Origin of the sequence: Pseudanabaena sp. CCNP1317, assembly GCF_034931345.1 — a bacterium.
GTDB classification, from domain to species: domain Bacteria; phylum Cyanobacteriota; class Cyanobacteriia; order Pseudanabaenales; family Pseudanabaenaceae; genus Pseudanabaena; species Pseudanabaena galeata.
In genome coordinates, this window is sequence record NZ_JAYGIF010000169.1 from 1 (window position 1) to 8,098 (window position 8,098).

Here is an 8,098-nt window from a genome sequence, read left to right on the forward strand (position 1 = left end):
GCCATTAATTCTTGTTTCTGTTGCTTTTTCTTCTTTTAATTGATGCAAATCTCTCCATTCTTAACTTAACGATCTGTTTTTGCTTGGATTTCGTTTCTCTTTCCCATCTCGTGAATAATACAGGTTAAGCGCGATGCCGATGGTCATGTGATTCAAACTATTGGCACTGCTCAAGATATTACTGAACGTAAACGTTTGGAACAAGAACAAAGTAATTTGCTGTCTATTCTTGAAGCATCGACAGACTATATTCTCATTGCCGATATCACAGGTCAGGTAATCTGGAATAACAAGGCGCTTAAACGGATGCGCGGTCTGTATAGTGATGCTGAAGTCAAACAACAAAGACCAATAGATTATCATCCTCAATGGACAGTGGATATACTGGAGCAGAAAGCTGTCCCTACTGTGCTTGCTGAAGGTAGTTGGCTCGGCGAAACTGCATTGCTGGACGCTGATGGACAGGAAATCTTAGTATCGCAATTGCTGCTTGGGCATAAATCATCTGAAGGAGAAGTGGAATTTTTCTCTGCGATCATGCGTGATATCCGAGTTCAGAAAGAATATGAACAGCAACTAGAAAGAACGAATGCCGAGATGCTCCGTGCTACAAGGCTTAAGGATGAGTTTTTGGCAAACATGAGTCATGAATTACGGACTCCTCTCAATGCAATTTTAGGCATGTCAGAAGCATTGCAAGAAGAAGTCTTCGGTAAAATAAACGAGCGCCAAGCAGCTTCGATCTCTACTATCGAAAGTAGCGGACAGCACTTATTGGGTTTGATTAATGACATTCTCGAACTCTCAAAAATTGAAGCAGGTAAGCTAGAGCTAGATATTGAAAAGGTTTCCATTACTGAGCTTTGCAAATCAAGTTTGGTATTTGTCAAGCAACAAGCCTTCAAAAAGCAGATTCAACTCAATGAGTCATTTCCTAAAGATGTACGAACAATATCCGTAGATGAACGCCGTATGCGGCAGGTATTGATTAATCTATTGACTAATGCGGTGAAGTTCACACCTACAGGGGGACGGGTGTCAATTGAAGTACATTATGAACCGATAGATCTTAATCTTGCCGAACGGATACCCATCATTCGTCCTACGCAGTTACCTGATTCGCATCCTGCTATGCATGACTGGATACCTCATGATGATTGCTATGTCTGCATTTCAATCGTTGATACTGGGATTGGCATTAAACATGAGGATCAAGCAAAACTCTTTCAACCCTTTGTCCAGATCGACAGCAGCCTGAATCGTCAATATGAAGGTACTGGACTTGGACTTGCCCTAGTGAAACGAATTGTAGAAATGCATGGTGGAGATGTTAGCCTCCATAGTGAGCTAGGAGTCGGTAGTTGCTTTACTTTACGCTTGCCCTATATCTCTCAATTAGATCAAAAATCATTGTTAACTCCTGCTCTATTTGATGGGAGATACACCAAACCAGAGCTTTTGACGGCTACTGCTGAATCGCATTATGTCAATTCATATTTGATTCTTTTAGCAGAAGATAACGAAACCAATATTATTACGATTTCCAGTTATTTAAGTGCTAAGGGTTATCAAATAATCTGTGCTAGCAATGGTCAAGAAGCGATCGCCATGGCTCTTTCGGCGAAACCTGATTTGATCTTGATGGATGTACAAATGCCTGTGATGGACGGGCTTGAAGCAATACGTCGAATGCGCCAGCTTCCGAGTTTAGCCAATATACCGATTATTGCCCTAACGGCTCTAGCGATGACAGGCGATCGCGATCGCTGCATTATGGCAGGAGCTAATGAATATCTGACTAAGCCTGTCAAACTGAGCCTATTAACTCAAACGATCCAAAACCTTTTAAATATATAGCTGTCGCCAGTCTTGTTAGGACATAAACCTAGAAAACGAGTGGCGGCGCTTCGCGCCGCCACTCGTTTTCTAGGTTTTGATTTGTCTTAATGCAAGTGACTACAGCTATAGATACAATTTATGCATTGTCTCTACGGTAAAATAAGACTCTCATTTTATTTTCGCTTAATTCTTCAAGTACTTAGATCTCACCATTAATCTACTCCCCTATCCTATATTCTTAGCTGAATATGACCACTACTACCAGCCCCATCATCAACAAAAAATTAATATCGTTGATTGCCACAGAGTCTTTGATGATCTCGTCAAAAGCTACTGCGAAGCAGGCGATCGCCATGATGGGAGAAACGGATTCAAGTTATGTGCTAGTGATGGAAAGATTAGATGAAGATGATGAGCATCCGACTTTAGTTGGCATTTTAACTGCGCGAGATGTTGTACGGCTTAGTATGCAGTTCCATGAATTAGAGCAATTGTCTATTCAGGAAGTGATGAGCCATCCTGTAGTTACTATCCAAAAAGCAGCCATTCATAATATAGCCGTTACTCTAAACCTATTTCGACAATATCACATTGGTCATTTACCAGTGCTAGATGGCGATCGCTTAATTGGACTTTTATCTAAAGAATCTTTAACTGAAGCATTAGCAGAAACGGTTTTAAATTTGAATGATATAGATCAATTAGAACCAGTAATCAAAGACGATAATTGCTATTCTCAAATAGCTACTGCGATTCCTGTAGATATTTTCAGATTTGATCAATTATTTAACTGCATTTATGTCAATGACTTCTGGAGCGAGATGACAGGTAGATCTAAAGAATCTGCCTTAGGGAATGGGTGGATGGATGCGTTACATCCAGATGATCGCGAACATCTCCTTACCTTGTGGTCGCAGAATTTTACTGAAGCAACTTTAGGCAATCAAACCATTAGACATGGGGAAGGTAGGCATCTGCGACCAGATGGGCGCATTAATTGGTTTCATGTGCAAATTGTGCAGGAGTTTGATTCTGAAAATAATTTGATCGGCTATATAGGCTCTTTGATAGATATTAGCGATCGCAAACAAACAGAACTTGCTCTCCAAGAAAGCCAACATTTTATTCAGAAAATAGCCGATTCATCACCAAATGTTCTCTATTTATACGACATCCAAAAACAGCAAAATATTTACTCCAATCGCGAAGTTTTCTCAACCTTGGGTTACTTACCTGACGAAATTAAAGAGTTAGGCGATAACTTTGCTCTCAAATTAATGCATCCTGACGATCTCAAATCGGTTTATCCAGTTTACTTTGACCAAATACAGATGGCTCAGGATGGAGAGATTATTGAAAATGAATATCGAATGAGACATGCTAACGGAGAATGGCATTGGCTATATAGTCGAGATTCAGTTTTTAGTCGCGATGAGAAGGGTCTAGTTAAGCAAATCATTGGTACGGCTCAGGACATTACCGAACGTAAGAATTTAGAACAAACCCAAAAGCGTTTGATTGCGATTTTGGAAGCTTCGACTGATTACATCAGTATGTCAGATGCTAAAGGCAATATCTTTTGGAAAAATGCTGAGTTAAAGCGCCTGTGTGGTATCGATCCGCATAAAAAAGATGTGCTGCAATTTAGACTTGCTAATTGTCATCCTCAGTGGGCTGTGGATTTGATCGAGCAGCAGGCTATTCCGAGTGCGATCGCCAATGGAAGTTGGCTGGGGGAAACAGCGTTGCTAGATGCGGAAGGTCGAGAAATTCTAGTATCGCAATTGCTACTTGTCCATAAATCACCACAGGGAGAGATTGAGTTTTTCTCCAATATAATGCGCGATATGCGAGTTTACAAAGAATATGAACAGCAACTAGAGCGAACAAATGCCAATCTGATCCGCGCTACTAGTCTCAAAGATGAATTTCTTGCCAGCATGAGTCATGAACTTCGTACTCCTCTCAACGCTATTTTAGGTATGGCGGAAGCATTGCAAGATGACATTTTTGGCGCTGTGAACGAGCGGCAACTTAAGGCTTTACAAACCATTGAACGCAGTGGTGTCCACTTGCTAGAACTAATTAACGATATCCTAGATGTCTCTAAAATTGAATCAGGGCAGATGAATCTAGACTATGTATTTACTAATGTAAATGCGCTCTGTCAATCCAGCATTGCCTTTGTCAAGCAGCAGGCTCTGCAAAAGAATATTCAGATCGATGAGAGGATTTCCCAAAATCTACCCGATCTATGGGTTGATGAAAGAAGAATTCGCCAAGTCTTGATTAATCTGCTCAATAATGCTGTTAAATTTACTGCGGAAGGAGGACGAATTACCCTCGAAGTTACCTATCTTTCTCTTAATCCAGATCCTAAATCTGCTAGTGCCAAAAACTTCTTGCGAATTGCGGTAATTGATACGGGTATAGGTATCGCATCTGAAAATATCCATAAACTATTTCAGCCCTTTGTCCAAATCGATAGTGCTTTAAATCGGAAGTATGCAGGTACGGGGTTAGGATTATCGCTCGTAAAGCGCGTTGTTGAATTACATGGGGGCAAGGTGGGGCTGACGAGTGAGTTGGGAGTTGGCAGTTGTTTCATGATTGATCTGCCCTATGTATCTACTTCTGCTCAACTAGCTTCAGCTACGGATATAACTCCTAGCAAAGCGCCACAGGACAATGCGATCGCTAATCCAACTGATGACTTAGTTGCACCTTTAGTCTTACTAGCAGAAGATAACGAGGCGAATATAGCTACTATTTCTAGTTATTTAATTGCGAAGGACTATCGCATGGTTTTCGCGAAAAATGGTCAAGAGGCGATCTCCTTAGCCAAATCTCATCCGCCTGACATAATTTTGATGGATATCCAAATGCCGATTATGGATGGACTAGAAGCAACCAAACAAATTCGCCTTGATCCAGATTTGGTTAATATCCCAATCATTGCCTTGACAGCTTTGGCGATGACAGGCGATCGCGAAAAGTGTTTAAAGGCTGGAGCTAGTGAATATCTGACAAAACCTGTCAAACTAAAGGCATTATCTCAAATGATTCAAACTTTTTTGGCTCACTAGCAGAGTTACCTATGATGAACTTGTTGCCCAGAGATATTTTATCCGCAATCTCTCGCAATCCTCTGATCGTTGCACCAGAGCTAAGTGCGCTCGAAGCGATCGCGCTGATGGATAAAACTGGCTCTAGCTATGTGATAGTTAGCAGAAAAGACGCTAGTCAGGTTCTAGGAATACTCACAGAGCGAGATATTATTCGTCTTAACTCCCAACGATTACCCTTAGATCAATTAGCCATTCAGTCGGTGATGAGTCATCCCGTCATGACGCTTCAAGTTTCAGAACTGATAGATATCAATATCAATGCTGTGATTATGCTATTTCAAGAGCATTCGGTGCGGCACTTACCTGTACTAGATGGCGATCGCTTAGTGGGACTGCTAGAAAAAGAAAACTTAACTGAGCTATTAACTAAGCAAGTTCAAGCATTCGTTCAAAATCCGATCGTTCAAAATCCCATCGCCCAAACAGAGAATCGTTTAGAAATAGGCGATCATCAAAGAGAAGATGCCAAGTTTTGGGCTAGTGAACAACGATCACAAAAATTATTTGATGCTCTCCCGAAGATATCGGTACAGGGATATAGCCGCGATCGCCAAGTAATTTATTGGAATAAAGCAAGTGAGAAAATCTATGGCTATACTGCCGATGAAGCCATCGGTCAGAAGTTGGAGTACCTGATTATTCCTCCAGCCATGCGCCAAGATGTCATTAATTCGATAGAAGCATGGGTAAATGGGGGGGAGCCTATTCCAGCTTGTGAGTTAACTCTAATGGCGAAAGATGGATCTAGTGTGTATGTTTACTCTAGTCATGTTTTGCTGAATAACCCAAGGAACGAGCCAGAACTATACTGCATTGATATTGACTTGAGCGAGCATAGACAAGCTGAATTAGCACTCCAGCAAAGTGAAGCCCAATGTCGAGCAATTTTAGAGACCATTCCCGATCTCATGTTTCGGGTGGGGACTGATGGCGTTTATCGCGGATTTGTTACGGCAAATCGAGATTTTGGAATATTACCATCGGATTTCGATCCCACGGGTCAATCAATGGCAGATCTGATGTCAGAAGAGATCGCGAAGCGGCAATATTACTATATGCAACAGGCCTTGTTGACGGGGAAGTTACAGGTATATGAGCAGCAAATCCAAATTGACGATCGCCTGCAAGTTGAAGAGGTCAGAGTGATCAAAAGCGGTGATGATGAAGTGCTATTTATGATCCGTAATATTAGCGATCGCAAGCAGGCTGAAGCTGCTCTCAAACAAAGCGAAATGACTAACCGCGCAATTATCGAGACGCTACCCGATCTCCTAATTCAAATGGATATCGAAGGACGATATCTCAGCATGTTTGCGGGTAGTGGGGTGAGGGTTGTTAGACCTCCTGACTCGCTTAACCATCCAGAAGTCTACAATATGCCAGCCGATTTAGCGGAAAAACGAATGCATTATGCTGAGCAAGCGATCGCCACTGGTAGCATACAGATATATGAGCAAATTTTCACCTTTGAGGATGAGCAACGTTATGAAGAAGTTCGAGTTGCGCCCCTCAATGATCGGGAAGTACTGATCATTATTCGAGATATTACGGATGCGAAACAATTTGAATTTGAGCGATTGCAAAATGAAGAACTGCTCCGTGCAACTCGGCTCAAAGACGAATTTCTGGCTAACATGAGTCATGAACTTCGCACGCCGCTTAATGCCATCCTTGGTATGACCGAAGTACTCTCCGAAAAAATTTTAGGAGCCATTAATGAACGACAGATTAAAGCTTTACAGACTATTCAGAGCAGTGGCTCCCATTTGCTAGAGTTGATTAACGATATTCTGGATGTTGCGAAGATTGAATCTGGTCAAATAGAACTGGATTGCCAACCTACAGCCGTAATTCCACTCTGTCAATCCAGTCTTACTTTTGTCAGACAGCAGGCGATCACCAAACATATCCAGATCAAGACTAAATGGCAAAATGATCTGCCTAATCTATTAGTAGATGAACGACGAATGCGCCAAGTCTTGATCAACCTTCTGAATAATGCGGTCAAATTCACGACGGATGGGGGGCAAATCACCTTAGAAGTTACTCTCACCTCACAGGAAGATCCTCTTTTAGGAATGAGAAACTATCTACAAATTGCGATCGCTGATACAGGTATTGGGATATCTCCAGAAAATATTCCTAAGCTATTTCAGCCCTTTATGCAAATTGATAGCGCCCTTAACCGCAAATATCAAGGTACAGGCTTGGGACTTGCCCTAGTGAAACGGATTGTGGAGTTGCATGGCGGCACTTTAGGATTAACTAGTGAAGTGGGTGTGGGTAGCTGCTTTACAATTGGTATTCCCTGTGCTGATGTTATTTCCCCTACGCCTGAACGAGAACCCCAGATTGATCTTAGCCATGAACCTAGTCAAGCAAAGCATAGTAACTACTTCTCGATCCTGTTAGCAGAAGATAATGAAGCCAATATCGAGATGCTTTCCCCCTATTTAGAAGCCTTGGGCTATCATCTTTTACTTGCAAAAAATGGACAAGAAGCGATCGCCTTAGCGAAATCCCATCAGCCTGACTTAATTTTGATGGATGTCCAAATGCCGATTATGGACGGACTAGAGGCAACCAAACAAATTCGCCTCGATCCTAATTTGGTTAATATACCAATCATTGCATTGACAGCATTAGCGATGGTTGGCGATCGCGATCGTTGTATTGCGGCGGGAGCTAATGATTATTGTAGTAAGCCTATTCGCCTCAAAGAACTAACTCAAATGATAGAAAATCTATTAGTGAAAGGCTGAGACTTGGGCTTGGAGACCAAGCCCCTACCTTTACAAATATAGCAGTCCTAAATCATTTGTAGATTTTTGGGTTTGTGGAAGCGCACCCCGAAGGGGTGCGCTTCCACAAACCATTTAGGATTGCTATATGTAGGGATTTGGTCTCCAAATCCTCTTTTAAATGTGTTATACCAAAGCACAAAATGGCGTAGCCATTTTGTGCTTTGGTATAAATCAAGTATCGCTAAATATATGACCGAAGGTGCTATACTTTAGACGGTCAGAACTTGAGCTTTGAGAAAATGGGATAATCGGCTAAAGAATTTAATACTGCCGCCAAAATTAATTCATGATTACAATCGAATTTTCAGAAGACGAGAAGAAAAAACT

The 8,098-nt window shown here is 41.7% G+C and carries 2 protein-coding genes and 1 pseudogene; all 3 read left to right on the forward strand.

The features are described from left to right. Window positions 1–129: 129 nt before the first annotated feature. Window positions 130–1,857: pseudogene (locus VB775_RS26030) on the forward strand (ATP-binding protein); the annotation flags it as partial. Window positions 1,858–2,087: 230 nt separating this feature from the next. Beyond that, the gene (locus VB775_RS26035) at window positions 2,088–4,925 is read left to right on the forward strand and encodes a PAS domain S-box protein (protein ID WP_281005895.1); all 2,838 of its coding nucleotides are present in this window, start codon (window positions 2,088–2,090) and stop codon (window positions 4,923–4,925) included. Between the two features lie 11 nt (window positions 4,926–4,936). Beyond that, complete coding sequence (locus VB775_RS26040; RefSeq protein ID WP_281005896.1) at window positions 4,937–7,729, forward strand: ATP-binding protein; 2,793 nt, start codon at window positions 4,937–4,939, stop codon at window positions 7,727–7,729. Window positions 7,730–8,098 lie beyond the last annotated feature (369 nt).

What these genes read in the sequence shown, in the direction of transcription:
- VB775_RS26040 (WP_281005896.1), top strand. Translation starts at nt 4,937, where the DNA reads ATGATGAACTTGTTGCCCAGAGATATTTTATCCGCAATCTCTCGCAAT.
- VB775_RS26035 (WP_281005895.1), top strand. Translation starts at nt 2,088, where the DNA reads ATGACCACTACTACCAGCCCCATCATCAACAAAAAATTAATATCGTTG.